This window comes from Arenimonas fontis, from assembly GCF_008386465.1.
GTDB lineage: Bacteria > Pseudomonadota > Gammaproteobacteria > Xanthomonadales > Xanthomonadaceae > Arenimonas > Arenimonas fontis.
Window position 1 is genome coordinate 1 of sequence record NZ_VUOD01000015.1, and the last position, 15307, is coordinate 15307.

General features: G+C 70.7%; 15 protein-coding genes. 11 read left to right on the plus strand and 4 right to left on the minus strand.

Annotated elements, in window-relative coordinates; all coding sequences use genetic code 11:
* Window positions 1-122: 122 nt before the first annotated feature.
* Together F0415_RS11970 and bioA are read right to left on the minus strand one after the other, a co-directional pair.
* Entirely contained in the window at window positions 123-848 is a 726-nt protein-coding gene (locus F0415_RS11970) for a 16S rRNA (uracil(1498)-N(3))-methyltransferase (RefSeq protein WP_149861457.1), read from the minus strand.
* On the minus strand, window positions 845-2239 hold the full coding sequence (bioA, locus tag F0415_RS11975) for an adenosylmethionine--8-amino-7-oxononanoate transaminase (RefSeq protein WP_149861458.1): 1395 nt from the start codon (window positions 2237-2239) through the stop codon (window positions 845-847). Before bioA ends, F0415_RS11970 begins: the two co-directional genes overlap by 4 nt.
* A 76-nt stretch (window positions 2240-2315) precedes the next feature.
* Here bioA and nudE point away from each other — a divergent pair, with 76 nt between their 5' ends.
* Genes nudE through F0415_RS11995 form a run of 4 tightly spaced genes read left to right on the plus strand, consistent with a single transcriptional unit; the run spans window position 2316 to window position 4846 of the window.
* Window positions 2316-2873 (plus strand): ADP compounds hydrolase NudE, encoded by a 558-nt coding sequence (gene nudE / locus F0415_RS11980; protein WP_149861459.1) that lies wholly within the window; start codon window positions 2316-2318, stop codon window positions 2871-2873.
* Window positions 2870-3673: a 3'(2'),5'-bisphosphate nucleotidase CysQ gene (cysQ, locus tag F0415_RS11985; RefSeq protein WP_246149958.1), complete on the plus strand. Its 804-nt coding sequence runs from the start codon at window positions 2870-2872 to the stop codon at window positions 3671-3673. The genes nudE and cysQ overlap by 4 nt, the downstream gene beginning before the upstream one ends.
* Complete coding sequence (gene mazG / locus F0415_RS11990) at window positions 3621-4544, plus strand: nucleoside triphosphate pyrophosphohydrolase (RefSeq protein WP_425457849.1); 924 nt, start codon at window positions 3621-3623, stop codon at window positions 4542-4544. The genes cysQ and mazG overlap by 53 nt, the downstream gene beginning before the upstream one ends.
* On the plus strand, window positions 4541-4846 hold the full coding sequence (locus F0415_RS11995; RefSeq protein ID WP_149861462.1) for an Mpo1-like protein: 306 nt from the start codon (window positions 4541-4543) through the stop codon (window positions 4844-4846). The genes mazG and F0415_RS11995 overlap by 4 nt, the downstream gene beginning before the upstream one ends.
* Window positions 4847-4856: 10 nt before the next feature.
* On the opposite strand, the gene F0415_RS12000 is transcribed toward F0415_RS11995, so the two are convergent.
* Window positions 4857-5204: a DMT family protein gene (locus F0415_RS12000; RefSeq protein WP_149861463.1), complete on the minus strand. Its 348-nt coding sequence runs from the start codon at window positions 5202-5204 to the stop codon at window positions 4857-4859.
* A gap of 237 nt (window positions 5205-5441) precedes the next feature.
* Here F0415_RS12000 and F0415_RS12005 point away from each other — a divergent pair, with 237 nt between their 5' ends.
* The 7 genes from F0415_RS12005 to F0415_RS12035 all read left to right on the plus strand — a co-directional run bounded on the left by F0415_RS12005 (window position 5442) and on the right by F0415_RS12035 (window position 14146).
* Entirely contained in the window at window positions 5442-6155 is a 714-nt protein-coding gene (locus F0415_RS12005; protein ID WP_149861464.1) for a response regulator transcription factor, read from the plus strand.
* A 6-nt stretch (window positions 6156-6161) separates the two neighbouring features.
* Window positions 6162-7466: a sensor histidine kinase gene (locus F0415_RS12010; RefSeq protein ID WP_149861465.1), complete on the plus strand. Its 1305-nt coding sequence runs from the start codon at window positions 6162-6164 to the stop codon at window positions 7464-7466.
* 68 nt (window positions 7467-7534) lie between these two features.
* A complete protein-coding gene (locus F0415_RS12015) occupies window positions 7535-9034 on the plus strand; it encodes an efflux RND transporter periplasmic adaptor subunit (RefSeq protein WP_149861466.1) in 1500 nt (499 codons plus the stop codon).
* The gene (locus F0415_RS12020) at window positions 9034-9720 is read left to right on the plus strand and encodes an ABC transporter ATP-binding protein (RefSeq protein WP_149861467.1); all 687 of its coding nucleotides are present in this window, start codon (window positions 9034-9036) and stop codon (window positions 9718-9720) included. The genes F0415_RS12015 and F0415_RS12020 overlap by 1 nt, the downstream gene beginning before the upstream one ends.
* Window positions 9717-10961, plus strand: a complete 1245-nt coding sequence (locus F0415_RS12025) for an ABC transporter permease (protein WP_149861468.1) — start codon at window positions 9717-9719, stop codon at window positions 10959-10961. The genes F0415_RS12020 and F0415_RS12025 overlap by 4 nt, the downstream gene beginning before the upstream one ends.
* Window positions 10962-11084: 123 nt before the next feature.
* Entirely contained in the window at window positions 11085-12080 is a 996-nt protein-coding gene (locus F0415_RS12030) for an isoaspartyl peptidase/L-asparaginase family protein (protein ID WP_188310384.1), read from the plus strand.
* Window positions 12077-14146 carry a TonB-dependent receptor family protein gene (locus F0415_RS12035; RefSeq protein ID WP_149861469.1) on the plus strand — a complete coding sequence of 690 codons (2070 nt, stop codon included), beginning with the start codon at window positions 12077-12079 and terminating at the stop codon, window positions 14144-14146. The genes F0415_RS12030 and F0415_RS12035 overlap by 4 nt, the downstream gene beginning before the upstream one ends.
* On the opposite strand, the gene F0415_RS12040 is transcribed toward F0415_RS12035, so the two are convergent.
* On the minus strand, window positions 14110-15306 hold the full coding sequence (locus F0415_RS12040; RefSeq protein WP_149861470.1) for an MFS transporter: 1197 nt from the start codon (window positions 15304-15306) through the stop codon (window positions 14110-14112). The two genes, F0415_RS12035 and F0415_RS12040, sit on opposite strands and share 37 nt — an antisense overlap.
* Between the last annotated feature and the right edge of the window lies 1 nt (window position 15307).

The following is a 15307-nucleotide window of genomic DNA, read 5'->3' on the forward strand; positions in this document are numbered from 1 at the left end:
AAGGGTCAGATCAAAGGGTCAGATCAAAGGGTCAGATCAAAGGGTCAGATCAAAGGGTCAGATCAAAGGGTCAGATCAAAGGGTCAGATCAAAGGGTCAGATCAAAGGGTCAGATCAAAGGGTCAGAAGTCGCCCCAGCACGCCTGCAGCGCTGCGACGGCGGCGAGTCCGGCGGTTTCGGTCCGCAGCACCCGCGGTCCCAGGCGCAGGCTGCGGAAGCCGGCGGCGCGCAAGGCTTCGAGGTCGCGCGCCGACAGTCCGCCTTCCGGGCCGACTGCCAGCGCAACCGCGTCGGTAGCGGGTAGGTCGGCGAGGGCTACGCCGCCCTCGGGCTCCAGCACCAGCTTCAGCGGCTCGCGGGCGCTTGCCGCCCACTGCGCCAGGGGCACCGGTGCCGACAGCGTGGGCAGCCTTGCCCGCCCGCATTGTTCGCAGGCCGCGGCCAGCACGCCACGCCAATGCGCCAGGCGCTTGCCGGCGCGGTCGCCGTCGAGCTTGACTTCGGTGCGTTCGGTGAGGACGGGGACGATTGCCGCCACGCCCAGCTCGGTGGCCTTCTGCAGCACCCAGTCCATCTTGTCGCCGCGGGCGATGCCCTGCGCCAGGGTGATGCGCAGCGGCGATTCGTTCGCCACCGGTACCTGGCCCGAGACTTCGGCGCTGGCGCCGCGTTTGCCGGTCTCCAACAGAACGGCGGGATAGTCGTGGCCGTCGCCATTGAACAGCACCAGGGCGTCGCCCGGCCCCAGCCGCAGCACTCGTACCAGGTGCGCGGCCGCCGGCTCGGGCAGGGCGACGATCTGGCCGGGCCGCAGCGGCAGGTCCACGTGGCAGCGGACGGTCCTCATCGCCAGACCTCGGCGATGGCGCTGGTGGTGACCTCGGCCAGGTGCAACAACTCTTCCTCGCCGACGCAGTAGGGCGGCATCCAGTACAGCACGTCGCCCAGCGGGCGCAGCACCACCCCGCGGGAGATCGCATGGCGGTAGGCGCGCAGGCCGGCGCCGCCGGCGATTTCCACGGCGGTGCCGTGCTCGCCGCTGGCCGCGCGTGTCTCTATCGCCAGAATCATGCCTGTCTGGCGCAGGTCTGCCACGCATGGATGTTCGGCCAGCGGCGCGGCCAGCTCGGCCATGCGGGCAGCAGTGACGCGGTTGCGTGCCAGGACGTCGTCCTCGGCGAATATCGCCAGCGAGGCCAGCGCCGCCGCGCAGGCCAGCGGATTGCCGCTGTAGCTGTGCGAGTGCAGAAAGGCGCGTTCGCGCGAATCGTCCAGGAAGGCCTCGTAGACCGCCTGGGTGGTCAGTACCGCCGAAAGCGGCATGAAGCCGCCGGTCAGGCCCTTGGACAGGCAGAGGAAGTCCGGGGCAATACCGGCCTGCTCGCAGGCGAACAGGGTGCCGGTGCGACCGAAGCCGACCGCGATCTCGTCGGCGATCAGGTGCGCGCCATGGACGTCGCAGATCTCGCGGGCGCGGCGCAGATAGGCCGGGTGGTGCATGCGCATGCCACCGGCGCACTGCACCAGCGGTTCGAGGATGAGTGCGCTGATTTCGCCGGGGTGGGCCTCGAAAATGGCGCGCAGCTCTTCGGCGCGGCGCAGGGCGCAGGCCTCGGCCGATTCTCCGGGTTCGGCTTCGAAGGCGTCGGGCGACGGCGCGAACAACGGCTGCAGCAACAGCGGCGCATATACGCGCCGATAGAGCGGAATGTCGCCCATGGACAGCGCGCCGAGGGTTTCGCCGTGGTAGCTGTTGCCGAGCGCCACGAAGCGGGTGCGCCGGTCGTCGCCGCGGTTGCGGTGGCAGTGGAAGCTCATCTTCAGCGCCACCTCGATGGCTGCCGAGCCATTGTCGGCGTAGAACACGCGGGCCAGCGGCGGTCTGCCGGCCTGGCGTGGCGCCACCGCCAGCAGGGCCTCGGCCAGGCGCAGGCCCGGCTCGTGCGAGAAGCCGGCGAAGATCACGTGCTCCAGCTCACGCGCCTGGGCGGCGACGGCCTCGGCGATGCGCGGCTCGGCATGTCCGAACAGGTTCGTCCACCAGCTGCTGACCGCGTCGAGGTAGCGTTTGCCGTCCACGCCTTCCAGCCAGGCGCCGCGACCGCGCCGGATCGGCACCAGCGGCAGGGCGTCGGGGTGTTCCTTCATCTGCGTGCAGGGATGCCAGAGCACGGCCAGGTCGCGGTCGCGCCAGGCCCGGGCGGCGGCCGTCGCGGCTGCGGTCGGGTTCGTTTCCATGGCCGGGAATGATCCGCCGCCGCCCCTGGCCTGTCCACGCCGGGACGGCGTCGGCCGCAGCGGCTAGAATCGCGCCATGTCCAGCCCGCCGCGCCCCCTGCCCGTCATCCACCGCCGCGAGGTCCAGGAGGCCGGCGGCACCCGCCGGGAATGGCTGGATCTGGAGTTCAGCAATGGCGAGCGCCGGCGTTACCACCGCATCCTCAGCCCGGGGCTGGGCTCGGTGATCATCGCCGCCATTCCGGAACCGGGCACGGTGCTGCTGGTGCGCGAATACGCCGCCGGCGTGCATCGCTACGAACTGGGTCTGCCCAAGGGCAAGATGGACGCCGGCGAAACCGCCACGGAGGCAGCCAACCGCGAGCTCAAGGAGGAAGTGGGCATGGGCGCGCGCAAGCTGACCCTGCTGCGCCAGATCACCACCGCGCCCACCTACATGCAGCACCACATCCACCTGGTCCTGGCCGAGGACCTGTACCCCGAGCGTCTGCCCGGGGACGAACCCGAGCCGCTGGAAGTGGTGCCATGGCGTCTGGACCGCCTGGGAGAGTTGGCCCTGCGCGAAGACTGCTCGGAAGGCCGCTCCCTGGCCGCCCTGTTCATCGTCCGGGAAGTGCTGGAGGGACGTGCGTGAGCGAGTTGCGTGAAGCCTGCATCACCCTGGCCCGCGCCGCCGGCGCCGCCATCCTCGAGGTCTATGCCCGCGATTTCAGCGTCGAGGCCAAGGACGACGCCTCGCCCCTCACCCAAGCCGATCTGGCCTCGCACCGGATCATCTGCGAAGGCCTGCGCCGGCTCGACCCGGCCATCCCGGTGCTGAGCGAGGAAGCCGCCGGCATCGCCTGGGAGGAACGTCGCGCCTGGTCGCGCTACTGGTTGGTCGATCCGCTCGACGGCACCCGCGAGTTCGTGAAGAAAAACGGTGAGTTCACCGTCAACATCGCCCTGGTGGAAGGCCATCGGCCGGTGCTTGGCGTGGTCTATGCGCCGGTGTTCGACTACCTGCTGCATGCGCAGGCTGGCGAGGGCGCCTGGCTGCGCGAGCAGGGTCGCGACATTCCGCTGTCCACGCGCCGGCCGGCCACCACGCCGCTGCGGGTGGCCGCCAGCCGCTCGCACCTCGATGCGCGCACCACTGCCTTTCTCGATCGCATGGGCGAGGCCGAACGGCATGGCCTGGGTTCTTCCCTGAAGTTCTGCCGGATCGCCGAGGGCCGCGTGGATGTGTACCCGCGTTTCGGCCCGACCAGCGAATGGGACACCGCGGCCGCCCAGTGCGTGCTCGAGGCCGCCGGTGGCGTGGTACTGGGGCTGGACGGCCGGCCGCTGGAATACAACCGCAAGGAATCGCTGCTCAATCCGGACTTCATCGCCCTGGGCGATGCCTCGTTGCCCTGGCGGGAGTGGCTGGAGGCGGTGCCGGCGCATGGCTGACATCCGCGAGCTGCTGGAGATCATGGCGCGCCTGCGCGACCCGCAGCGCGGTTGCCCCTGGGATATCGAGCAGGATTTCGCCAGCATCGCCCCGTACACCATCGAGGAAGCCTACGAGGTCGCCGATGCCATCCGCCGCGGCGATCTGGTCGATCTCAAGGACGAGCTTGGCGACCTGCTGCTGCAGGTGGTTTTCCATGCCCGCATGGCCGAGGAGGCGGGCGCCTTCGACTTCGGCGACGTGGTGGCGGCGATCCGCGACAAGATGCTGCGCCGGCACCCGCACGTGTTCGGCGACGAATCGGTGGCCGACGCCGAGGCGCAGACGGCGGCCTGGGAGGAACACAAGCGGCGCGAACGCGCCGCCCGCGGCGAGGGCGACGACAGCGTGCTGGCCGGAATCGGCCGCGGCCTGCCGGAGTGGTTGCGGGCGGTGAAGCTGCAGAAGCGCGCCGCCACCCTGGGTTTCGACTGGCCGGGGCCTGAGCCGGTATTGGCCAAGCTGCACGAGGAAATCGAAGAGGTCCGGGCCGAGTTCACTGCCCTGGCGGCTGGCGACGAAACCGCCCGCGAACGGCTCGAGGACGAGCTGGGCGACGTGCTGTTCGTGGCCGCCAACCTGACCCGCCACGCCCGGGTGGATTTCGGCGCCGCCCTGCGTCGGGCCAACGCCAAGTTCGAGCGCCGCTTCCGCCGCATGGAGCAACTGGCCCGGGCCGAGGGCGTGGACCTGGCCGGCCTGTCGCTGGCGGCCCAGGATGCCTACTGGGACCGGGCCAAGGCCGAGGAAAGGGCCGCAGACGAGGCCGGGGAAGGGGGCGCCGTGGCAGAATTCCCCGGGCAGGCACCGGCCGGGAGGGGCGTGACATGAGCAAGCGTTTCGCCAGCTTCAGCGAGTTCTATCCCTTCTACCTGGGCGAGCATCGCCACCGCATCTGTCGCCGCCTGCATTTCGTCGGCAGCTGCGTCGCCCTGGGCTTCCTGGCCGCGACTGCGGTCACCCGTGATCCCTGGTGGCTGCTGGCGGCACTGGTGTCCGGCTACGCCTTCGCCTGGATCGGGCATTTTTTCTTCGAGAAGAACAGGCCGGCCACCTTCCGGCACCCCTTCTACTCTTTCCTGGGCGACTGGGTGATGTTCCGGGACATGTTGCTCGGACGCATTCCGTTCTGATGGCCCAGGCTCAGTCCAGGAACAGCAGGAAGGCCGCCAGCACGATCAGGGCGAAGGCCGCCACGTGGTTCCACTTCACCGGCTCGCCCAGGTACCACGCGGAGAAGGCGGCGAACACCAGCAGGGTCAGGATCTCCTGGATGCCCTTGAGCTGCGGCGCCGAATAGACCGCGTGCCCGAGCCGGTTGGCCGGCACCTGCAGGCAGTATTCGAAGAAGGCGATGCCCCAACTGGCGAAGACCACGATCCAGAGCGGGCTGGCCTTGTATTTCAGGTGCCCGTACCAGGCGAAGGTCATGAATACGTTGGAGGCGAGCAGCAGCAGCACGGGGGTGGCGTAGGCGCCGAAGGTGGACATGCGGGCAGTACCGGTCGGGGTGGCGGGCCAGGGCGGGCAAAGCCTAGCCGCTCGCGTGGGCCGGCGGTACGGTCCCGGCGCAGGGGCCGGCGACCACATGGACCGGCGTTCGCGGGCCGTTGGCCGGCGTTGCCGCCCGGCTGGCCGCCAAGGGCAGGGGCCGGGACGGCTTCACGGTGTCCTCACCCCGGTTCCGGCCTACTCTTCACAAAGCTGAAGGCGTAACGGAGGCCCCCTATGCGACGCGAAGACCCGGCCGGCATGGTCCTGGTGGTGGAAGACAACCGGGGGCTGTCCGAAATGGTGGGCGAGTACCTGGAGTCCCGCGGCTTCGGCGTGGACTACGCCAGCGACGGCGTGGACGGCTACCGCCTGGCCAGCGAGAACGGTTACGACGTGATCGTGCTGGACCTGATGTTGCCGCGCATGGACGGCATCGAAGTCTGCCGGCGCCTGCGCCAGGAGGCGCGCAAGGCCACGCCGGTGCTGATGCTGACCGCCCGCGACACCCTGTCGGACAAGGTCACCGGCCTCGAGGCCGGCGCCGACGATTATCTGGTCAAGCCCTTTGCGATCCAGGAGCTGGAAGCGCGCCTGCGCGCCCTGATCCGCCGCGAGCGGCGTCAGGTCAGTGCCGGCGTGCTGAAGGTGGCCGACCTGGTGCTGGACACCGCCAGCCTGCGCGTCACCCGTGCCGGCCGCGAGCTGCAGCTCTCGCCGATCGGCCTGCGTCTGCTGACCATCCTCATGCGGGAATCGCCGCGGGTGGTCAGCCGGCGCGACATCGAGCGCGAGATCTGGGGCGACAGCCTGCCGGATTCGGACACCCTGCGCAGCCACCTGTACAACCTGCGCAAGATCATCGACCGGCCTTTCGATCGTCCCTTGCTGCACACGGTGCAGACCGCCGGCTACCGCATCGCTGACCTCGACGCGCCGCCGGCGGCCTGAACGCATATGGACGGCAAGCGCAGCGGCCTGCGCCGGAAGATATGGACGGCCTTCATCCTGCAGGCGGCGGCGATCAGCTTCGCGGCGGTGCTGGGCGTCTACGGCGCGTCGGCCGTGCTCAAGCACGTGCTGATCCAGCAGGCCCTGCGCCAGGAGGCGGCACACTACTGGCAGCGGCTGGCGCGCGACCCGGCGGCCGAGGTTCCCGACACCTACAACATGACCGGATACCTGCTGCCGCCCGCGGCCGACAAGGCCGGGCTACCGCCCGAGCTGCAGGCGCTGCCGCCTGGTTTTCACATCCTGCCGCGCGAACAGGGCGGGTCACTGGTGCTGGTGGAGCGCGCCGACGATGGCCGGACGATGTACCTGCTGTTCAAGCAGGAGCAGGTGGACAGCCTGGCCTTCTGGTTCGGCATGGTGCCGCTGGCGATCGTGCTGGTGGTCATCTACGTCATCGCCTGGGGCACCTATCGCAGCTCGAAGCGGGCGGTATCGCCGGTGATCTGGTTGGCCAACCAGGTGCAGCAGTGGGACCCGAAACAGCCCGATGCCTCCCTGCTCGGTCCGCACCGGCTGCCAGCCGACCTCGAGGGCGAGACCCTGGTGCTGGCCTCGTCCCTGCACGAGTTCGCCAGCCGGATCGAATCCTTCGTCGAGCGCGAACGCAACTTTACCCGGGACGCCTCGCATGAGCTGCGCACGCCGCTGACCGTGATCCGGGTGGCAGGCGACATGATGGCGGCCGACGAAACGCTGTCGCCGCGTTCGCGCCGGGCCCTGGAGCGCATCCGCGGCGCCGGTCGGGACATGGAAGCGCTGATCGAGGCCTTCCTGATCCTGGCCAGGGAGGGCGACCGCGGCCTGCCGGAGGAGGACTTCCTGGTGTCCGAGGTCGTGGCCGAGGAAGTGGACAAGGCGCGGCTGCTGCTGGCCGGAAAACCGGTGGTGCTGGAGCTGGAGCGGGCCGGCGACTTCCGCCTGCATGCGCCGCCGCGGGTGCTGGCGGTGCTGCTGGGCAACCTGCTTCGCAACGCCTGCCACTACACCGATGCCGGCAAGGTGAGCGTGGGCATCCGTCCCGGCCAGATCACCGTGGCCGATACCGGCATCGGCATGAGCGAGGCCGAGCTGGCCCGGGCCTTCGATCCCTTCTTCCGGGGTGGCGATGGCCGGCGCGAGGGTCAGGGCATCGGCCTGACCCTGGTGCGCCGGCTGGCCGACCGTTACGGCTGGCCGGTGCGGCTGGACAGCACCCCCGGCCAGGGCACGGTTGCGACCATCCGCTTCCCCGAGGCGTCTCCTGTCTGAGGCGGGGCTTGTCAACCGCGCGGCCGCTGCCGCGTTTCACCCGTCGTCGTTCCGCCGCTGGAGTGCACATGCCTGGACTGCGCAGCTTTTCCCTGTTTCGCCTTCTCATCGCCGCTGCCGCCATCCTGCTCGCCTTTGTCCTGTGGTCCGCGCTCGGCAGCCGCGACGATGGCACTGCGCGCTATCGCACCGCTGCCGTGGACCGCGGCCAGTTGCAGCTTGCCATCTCCGCCACCGGCGCCCTGCGCGCCCTTTCGACGGTGGATGTGGGCTCGCAGGTGTCGGGGCAGGTCAAGAGTGTGGAGGTGGACTTCAACCAGCGCGTGCAGGCCGGCCAGGTGATCGCCCGCATCGATCCGGCCACCTTCGAGGCGCGGCTCAACCAGGCCCGGGCCGATCTTGCCAGTGCCCGCGCCGCGCTCGAGGAGGCCATCGCCAATCGCCGCAATGCCGAAGCCGACTACGTGCGCAAGCGCGAACTGGCGGAGCGACGGTTGATCGCCGGCAGCGAACTGGATCTGGCCCTGGCCGCCCGCGACCAGGCCCGGGCCCGGGTCGGCTCCGCCGAGGCGGCGGTGCTGCAACGCCAGGCGGCGGTGGCCAACGCCGAGCTCGACCTGCGCCATACCGAGCTGCGCTCGCCGGTGGACGGCGTGGTGCTCAACCGCGCGGTCGAACCGGGCCAGACGGTTGCCGCCAGCTTCCAGACCCCGGTGCTGTTCCAGATCGCCGAAGACCTGTCGCAGATGTTGATCGAACTGAGCGTTGACGAGTCCGACGTCGGCCAGTTGCGCGCGGGCCAGCCGGTACGCTTCACCGTGGACGCCTTCCCCGGCCGCGAGTTCGCCGGCCAGGTGAAGCAGGTGCGCCTGTCGGCCACCAATACCCAGAACGTGATCACCTACCCGGTCATCGTCGCGGTGGACAATCCGGACGGCAGCCTGCTGCCGGGCATGACCGCCAACGCCGAGATCGAGGTCAGTCGGCGCGAGGGCGTACTGCGGGTGCCGATCGCGGCCCTGCGCTACCGCCCGGCCGACGCGCCGGAGCCGCCGGCCGGCGCCATGCGCGTGGGCGGAAGCGAGCTGGCGGCGGCCATCCCGGCCATGGTGGCGCCCCTGAACCTGGACGCGAGCCAGCGCGCCGCCCTCGACGCCGACCTGGCGGCGATGCGCGAGCGCATGCAACAGCGCCGGACGGCCGCGGCCGGCCAGGCCGCAGGTCCGGCTGTCCCGGGCGGTGGTCCGGGTGGAGGCGTCATGATCGTCGCCGGCGCCGGCAACGGCGCGCCATCGCCCGAGGCCATCCAGCAGGCCATCCTCCGGCGCGTGCTGGAAGGCTTCGCCGGCTTTCGCGCCAGCCTGGACGAGGCCCGTCGCGCTGCCTTCGACCAGGCCCTGCGCGAGCACCTGTCGGCCCGGCGGGCCACCTTGTGGCGGCTACAGTACGGCAAGCCGGTGCCGGTGCCGGTGCGGGTCGGCGCCTCCGACAGCCGCCACGCCGAAGTACAGGGCGAAGGCCTGTCCGAAGGCGACCTGGTGATCGTCGGCGAGGAGCTTGCCGGCTGATGGCGGCGCGCCCGGTCATCGAACTGGACGGCATCCGCAAGGTCTATGCCGAGGGCACACCGGCCGAGGTGGTGGCCTTGCGCGGCGTGTCGCTGCGGGTGGACCACGGTGAGTTCCTGGCCATCATGGGGCCATCGGGTTCGGGCAAGTCCACCCTGATGAACATCATCGGCTGCCTGGACCAGCCGACGTCCGGCCGATACCGCTGCGATGGGGAAGATGTCGCCGAACTGGATGCCGCCGGCAGGGCCGCGCTGCGCCTGCGCAAGATCGGGTTCGTGTTCCAGGGCTTCCATCTGCTTTCCCGGCACACGGCGCTGGAGAACGTGATGCTGCCGCTGGCCTATGCCGGCATCCCGCGGCAGGAGCGGCGGGCCCGGGCCGAGCAGGCCCTCGCCGAGGTCGGCCTGGCCGAACGTGCCGGGCACAGGCCCGCGGAACTCTCCGGCGGCCAGCAGCAACGCGTGGCCATCGCTCGCGCCCTGATCAACAAGCCGCCGGTACTGCTGGCCGACGAGCCCACCGGCGCGCTGGACACCCGTACCGGCGACGAGATCATGGCCCTGTTCAAGCGCCTGCAGCACGAGGGTCACACGGTGGTCCTGATCACCCACGAACAGCATGTGGCCGATTTCGCCGACCGTGCCGTCGTCATGCGTGACGGCGAGCTGCAGGAGGCCGCATGAAGGGCGCGGGCATCGGCGACATCCTCGGCATGGCCCTGTTCGCCCTGCGCGGCAACTGGCTGCGCAGCGTGCTGACCGCCCTGGGTGTCATCATCGGCATTGCCGCCGTGATCGTGATGGTGTCGGTGGGTGAAGGCACCCAGGCGGAACTCGATCGGGCCATTTCGCGGCTGGGCACCAACCGCATCGACGTCAATCCAAACTTCGGCCGCCAGGGTGCGGTGCGCATGGGGGCCGGCAGCATCTTCTCCCTTACCGACGACGACGTCCGGGCGATCCGGGAGCGGGTGGAAGGCGCGCAGTACGTCAGCGGCTCTATCCGCGGTGGCGCCCAGGTCATCAACGCCGACCGGAACTGGTCCACCAGCTGGTATGGGGTGGAGGCGGACCATTTCGCCATCAACGACTGGAACATCGCCCTGGGCGACTACTTCGCCGAGCGCGACTACGGCGCCGCCGCGAAGGTGGTGCTGCTCGGGCAGACCGTGCGCGAGAAGCTGTTCGGCGACGAAGACCCGGTCGGCGCGACCATCCGCGTGGGCCGGGTGCCCTTCACCGTCGTCGGCGTGCTCGAGCCGCGTGGCGCCAACAATTGGGGAGGCGACCAGGACGATGTGGTGTTCGTGCCGCTGGAAACCGGGCGCCGCCGCCTGATGGGACAGATGAGCCTGCCGCCGCGCACGGTCATGCAGATCACCGTCGGCGCCGCCAGCGCCGAGGTCATGCCCGAGGTCGAGCGCCGCATCGCCGAGGTGCTGCGGGAAACCCATCGCATCCAGCCGGGTGCCGACGACGATTTCACCGTGCGCAATCTCACCCAGATCGTCAGTACCCGCACCGAGACCACCCGGCTCATGTCGTTGTTGCTGGGCGCCGTGGCGACGATCTCGCTGATCGTCGGCGGTATCGGCATCATGAACATCATGCTGGTGTCGGTGACCGAGCGGATCCGCGAGATCGGCCTGCGCATGGCCGTGGGTGCCGGTCCGCGGGAAATCCAGCTGCAGTTCCTGGCCGAAGCGATGATGTTGTCACTGGGGGGCGGCGTGATCGGCATCGTTCTGGGCGTGGCCGGCACCTGGCTCACGGCGAAGTTCGTGGCCCTGCCGGTGGCGCTGAGCCTGGACGTGATCGCCCTGGCCACGGGCTTCGCGGTCGCCACCGGACTGTTTTTCGGCTTCTACCCCGCCCGCAAGGCCGCCCGCCTCGACCCGATCGAAGCGCTTCGCCATCAGGGCTGAGCGGGCGCCTCCTGCGGCGCCGCGGGCGCAAGGCCGTGCCGGCCGGCGCTGTGCCGGCACCAGCTGTTTAACCGCCGCCGCTTACCTGATAGAACTCTCCGCAGTTCCCGTGGAGTTGCCCGCATGCGTGCCTGGCTTTCGATGTCCTTGTCGCTGGCATTGGCGGCGTCCGTTTCCGCCTTCGCGGAGGCGCCGCGCACGGCGCTGGTGATCCACGGCGGGGCAGGGGTGATCGAACGCGGCAGCCTTTCGGCGGAGGATGAGCGGGCGATCCGGGCCGACCTCGGCAGGGCGCTGGACGCCGGACAGGCGGTGCTGAACGAAGGCGGTGCCGCCCTGGACGCCGCCATGGCCGCGGTCGAGGTGCTGGAGGATTCGCCCTGGTTCAATGCCGGCAAGGGCGCGGTGTTCAATGCCGAGGGCGGACACGAGCTGGATGCGTCGCTGATGGAGGGCCACACCCGCCGTGCCGGTGCGGTGGCCGGCGTACGCACCGTGCGCCATCCGATCCGGCTGGCGCGGGCGGTGATGGAGCATTCGCCGCACGTGATGCTGGTGGGGGAGGGAGCCGAGGCTTTCGCCGACACCCGGCCGGAGATCGAGCGCGTCCGCCCGGACTGGTTCGACACCGAGCGGCGCCGCAAGCAGCTGCAGGACGCGCGTGAACGCGCCGCCCGGCAGCAGGCGGGGCGCCGCCAGTATCGGTGGGGCACGGTCGGCGCGGTGGCCCTGGATGCCCAGGGTCATCTCGCCGCGGCGACCTCCACCGGCGGCATGACCCTCAAGCGCTGGGGCCGGGTCGGCGATTCGCCGGTGATCGGTGCCGGCACCTGGGCCGATGCCGGATGCGCACTCTCGGCGACCGGGTGGGGCGAGTACTTCATTCGTCTGGCTGTCGCACACGAAGTCTGCGCCCGGGTGCGCCTGCGCGGCGAGCCGCTGGCCTTGGCCGCCGAGGCGGTGGTGAACGGCGAGGTGCCGGCCCTGGGCGGTGACGGCGGCGCCATCGCCCTGGATGCGCGGGGCAATATCGCCATGCCCTTCAACACGCCGGGCATGTACCGGGCCTGGATCGCTCCGGACGGCAGCCGCGGCGTCGCCATCTACGCCGACGAGTGAACGCCTGGCTGCTGGCGGCTGTCGTCGCGGCCGCCGACCCGGACACCCTGGATGCCGTCACGGTGACCGCGACCCGGGTGCCGCGTTTCGCCGAGGAGGTGCCGGCCTCGCTCAGCATCGCTGGCGAGCCCGGGCCGTCGCCCGGGATCGGCATGTCGGAGTGGCTGCGGGGCGTGCCCGGCCTGGCCGCGCGCGAACGGCAGAACCATGCCCAGGACACTCAGCTTTCCATCCGCGGCTTCGGCGCCCGCGCCGGCTTCGGCATCCGCGGCATCCGCGTGCTGGTGGACGGCATCCCGGCCAGCCAGCCGGACGGGCAGGCGCAGATCTCGCATGTCAATCTGGCCAGCGTGGAGACGGTCGAAGTGCTGCGCGGGCCGTTTTCCGTCATGCACGGCAATGCCTCCGGCGGCGTGATCCGGGTTGACAGCGGCAGTGGCTCCGTCCGGCCGGAGTTCACTGCCGGCGCAGCCGCTGGCGGCGGTCGCGATGCCCGGGCGTCCCTGGCCGCGCGCGGCCGGATCGGCGGCTGGGGCTATGTGCTGGGTGCTTCCACCTTCGCCACCGAGGGCTGGCGGCCGCAATCGGCAGCGCGGCGCGATTCCTTCAACCTGCGCCTGCACCAGGGTGAGCGTGCCGACGGCGAGGGCTGGTCCCTCGTGCTCAACCGGGTGGACAGCCCGCGCGCCGAGGATCCCTTGGGCTTGAGCCGGGCGCAGTTCGAGGCCGATCCGCGCCAGACCGCGCCGCAGGCGCTGGCCTTCGATACCCGCAAGCGCTTCGCGCAGGACCAGATGGGCCTGCGTTGGCGCGGCGGCCTGGCCGGTACTGGCCTGGAAGCCCTGGCCTGGGTCGGCCGGCGCGAGGTCTGGCAGGTGCTGGCGGTGCCAGTGGCCGCCCAGGCCAATCCCCTGCAGGGCGGCGGCGTGATCGCGCTGGACAACGATTACGGCGGTCTGCAGCTTCAGTCCGATGGCGAGATGGCATTGGCCGGGCATCCCCTGCACTGGGTGCTGGGCCTCGGTCACGAATGGCTGGCGCAGCACCGGCGCGGCTACGAGAACTTCGTCGGTGCGCAACTGGGCCTGCAGGGCGCCCTGCGCCGCGACGAACGCAACCGGGTGGCCGGCAGCGACTTGTTCGCCCAGGCAGACTGGCGCTTCGCCGACGATTGGTCCCTGTTGGCGGGCCTGCGTGGCAGCCGGGTCCGCTTTCGTTCCGACGACCGCTACGTACGGCCCGGCAATCCCGACGACAGCGGTGCCGTGACGTTCCGGCGCTGGACCCCGGTGCTCGGCCTGCGCCGGGCCTTGGGGCAAGGCGGCGCGGTCCATCTTGCCTGGGGCAGCGGCTTCGAAACGCCGACCCTGGTCGAGCTGGCCTACCGGCCCGACGGTGTGGGCGGGCTCAACCTGGATCTCGCCCCGTCGCGCAGCCGTAGCGTCGAACTGGGTCTGAAGTGGCGGACCGATGCCTGGTCGGCGGCGGCCAGCCTGTTCAGGATCGATACCCGCGACGAACTGGTGGTGGCCAGCAGCGTGGCCGGCCGGGCCAGCTTCCGCAATGCCGCCCGCAGCCGACGCCATGGCCTAGAACTGGAGTTCGAGCGCGCGCTCGGCGAGCACTGGACACTGCGCGGCGCCTGGACCCGGCTCGATGCCGAGCTGCGTGAAGGCCCGGCGTCCGCTGGCACGCCGCTGCCGGGCATTCCCGAGCGGCAGGCCTGGCTGCACCTGCAATGGCAGGCCGGGCCGGCCTGGCAGGCCTGGGCGCAGCTGCGCCATGTCGGTCGCGTGGTCGTGGACGACCACGCCAGCGATGCCGCGGCCGCCCATACCCTTATCGACCTTGGCATTGCCCGTCGCTGGCGGCTGGGTGCGCATTCGCTGCGCCTGGCCGCGTGGCTCGACAACGCGACGGATCGCCGCCATGTCGGCTCGGTGATCGTCAACGAGGCCAACCGCCGCTACTTCGAACCCGGCCCCGGCCGTACCGCCTGGGTGAGCCTGGAGTGGCGCTGGCAGGGTGCTCAGTTCCCGGCATCGGCGATGCTGGCCAGCCGGTAGGCCAGCGACAGGCTGAGAGCCAGCGCCAGGGCCAGCAGCGCCAGCGTTTCCGCCTGCCCGAGCATGCCGGCGACGCCGGCCGCCGTCAGAGGCGTCGCCGCCCGTGCTAGGCCCTGCCAACGCGCCAGGCGGCCATTCCAGTAGCCGACGCTGTCCCTGCCATACAGGGCTTGCAGCAGCCAGGGGCGGGACAGGGTGAGGATGCCGGCGCCCAGTCCGAACACCGCCACGCCGATGGCCGAGGCCACGGCGCCGGGTGAGAACGACACCAGGCCGAGCCCGATGGCCTGCAAGGCCACCGGCCAGACCACCAGCGTCCGCATGGACGGGCGATGCCGGCCGCGCATCAGCCAAACGCGTCCCGGCAGTTGCATCACGCCCAGGCTCGACAGGGCCAGGGCAGCACTTTCCGGCGACATCCCGCGCGCCACCAGCAAGGGCACCAGCAGCGTGGTCATGGCCATGGCGGCAACCGTGCCGGTGACGAAGGTGGCCAGTACCGCGGCGAAACCGGCGCCCGCCCGCGCACCTGTGGTCTGCACCTGTGCCTGTGCCGGGCCGGTGCCGGTCGGGGCCGGTACCCCGGTTCGGGCGAGCGTGGGCAGCACGGCACGGGACATCATCAGCGAGGCCAGTGCCACCAGTACCGCCATCGCCATCAGGGTGCCGCGCCAGCCCAGGCAGGCCAGCGCATACGCCAGAAGGGGCAGACACAGGGTGCTGGCCAGGCCGCCGAGCACGGTGACCGTAGCCAGGGCGCGCAGGCGATCCTCGCTCTGCCGGAAGTGGCGGATCACCAGACCGAAGGCCGGTTCGTAGAGCAGGCAGGCCATGGCCAGGCCGAGCAGGCCCCAGGCAAGATAGAGCAGGGGCAGATGCTGCGCGGCCAGGCCCAGGACCAGGCCGGCGAGGGCAAAGCCGGTGCCGGCATGGAACACGGCGGCGGCCCGGCCGCGATCGATCCGGCGACCCACGGCCGGCGCCGCCAGGGCCATCACCAGCAGGCCAAGAGAATAGGCGCCGGCGACCTGCGCCTGGCTGCCGCCCGAGGCCCGCTGCCAGGGCAGCTGCAGAACCGCGAAGCCGTAATACAGCAGGCCCCAGTACAGGCACTGGCTGGCGCCCAGCCGCCAGACGGCGCGACGTTCCGTCGGGCTCATG